The 1,818-nt window shown below is 73.8% G+C and carries 1 pseudogene; it reads right to left on the reverse strand.

The annotated features are described in order from the left end of the window. Positions 1-1,818: pseudogene (locus MSIMFI_RS27050) on the reverse strand (PE family protein); the annotation flags it as partial.

A 1,818-nucleotide genomic window follows, 5' to 3' on the forward strand; every position in this document is an offset into this window, starting at 1 on the left:
TTGCCGCCGTTACCGCCGGCCCCGCCGTCAGTGCCAGACGTGCCGGAACCACCGGTGCTGATGGAGGACTGACCGTCCTCGCCGGCAGTGCCGTTACCGCCGTTACCGCCGTTACCGCCATTGCCGACGGACCCGCCATGGCCGCCGTTGCCGCCGTTACCGCCATTCTTGCCTGCGCCGATGGCGGTTCCGCCGGCACCGCCATGACCACCGTTGCCGACATTCCCGCCGTTGCCACCGTTGCCGCCGTTACCGCCGCTCGTCCCGAATAGGGTGTTGGCGCCGTTGCCGCCGTTACCGCCGTTGCCGCCGCTGGTGGGCGCCGTGCCATCGGCACCGGCCGCACCCTTCATGGCCGGAATGGCGCCTTTCCCGGCAGCCCCACCTTGGCCACCAACGCCCACATCACCGCCGTTGCCGCCGTTACCGCCGGCACCATTGAAGTTGATCCCACTCGCATCACCACGGGCGCCGTTGCCGCCATTGCCGGCGGCCCCGCCGTTACCGGCGGCACCGCCGTTGCCGGCCTTAGCGAACAAGGCGGAGGAGTTTCCACCGTTACCGCCGTTGCCGCCGTTGCCGCCGCTGCCGCCGTCACCGCCGCTCGCGCCGTTGGCAAATGCGGAGAAGTCTTTGCCATCGATTCCGGTGGCGCCGTTGCCGCCGTTGCCGCCGTTACCGCCGGTGCCGCCTACCGACCCGCCGTTGCCGCCGTGACCGCCGTTGCCGCCGTTGCCGCCGCTGCTGCCGGCCGCGATGCCGCCGGCACCGGCACCGCCGTCGCCACCCGCACCGCCGTTGCCGACCGACCCGCCATGGCCGCCGTTACCGCCCTTGCCGCCGGTTGCTCCCGCGGCGGTCGGGGTGGCGCCCCGGCCACCGCTGCCGCCGTTGCCGCCGCTGGTGGGCGTTGCGCCGTCGGCGCCGGCCGTCCCGTTAAGAGCTGGATTGGAGCTAGCGCCGGCGGCCCCCCCTTTGCCGCCAACACCGGGGTTGCCGCCGTTGCCGCCGTCGCCGCCGGCACCCTGGTCGACAGTCAGCGTCACGTCTCCAGCGGCGCCGCCGCCGCCATTACCGGCGCCACCGCCGTCGCCGCCCTTACCGCCGTCACCTGCCTTGCCGTTAGTACCGGCGACCGCGGTGCCGCCGGCGCCGCCGCTACCGCCGGCGCCGCCCTTACCCCCATTACCGCCCGCACCGCCGTCATCGCCGGGCGAACCCGAGGCGGCCGCGTCGAACCCGTTACCGCCGGCGCCGCCGGTACCGCCGTTACCGCCCTTGCCGCCAGCACCGGCATTGCCGTGCTGCGCGCCGCCATTACCGCCATTACCGCCGTGGCCCCCGGCGGTGCCGTCACCGCCGGTACCGCCCGTCGGGTTTAAGGAGGTACCGGTAGCGCCGGCGGAACCGGTGAATCCGGTACCGCCGGCACCGCCAGTACCGCCGTTGCCGACCGACCCGCCATTACCGCCATTACCACCGGCCCCACCGGCATGAAGGGGCGAGTTGCCGGTAGCGCCAGTGCCGCCGTCACCGCCGTTACCTCCGCTGGTCGGGGTGGCGCCGGCGGCACCGTGCGCACCCGCCAGCATTCCGCCCGCGCCACCGGACCCGCCGACGCCGGGGTTGCCACCGTGACCGCCGTTACCGCCAGCACCATCGTTGAAGGCGAACGTCGGATCGCCGGCGCCGCCGACACCGCCATCGCCACCGACGCCACCGACACCGCCGGACCCGCCGTTACCGATCAATAACCCGCCGCGCCCGCCGTTACCGCCGGTCCCGCCGTTGCCGCCGTCGCCGCCATTACCGCCGTTG

Source organism: Mycobacterium simulans (assembly GCF_900232995.1).
Lineage (GTDB): Bacteria > Actinomycetota > Actinomycetes > Mycobacteriales > Mycobacteriaceae > Mycobacterium > Mycobacterium simulans.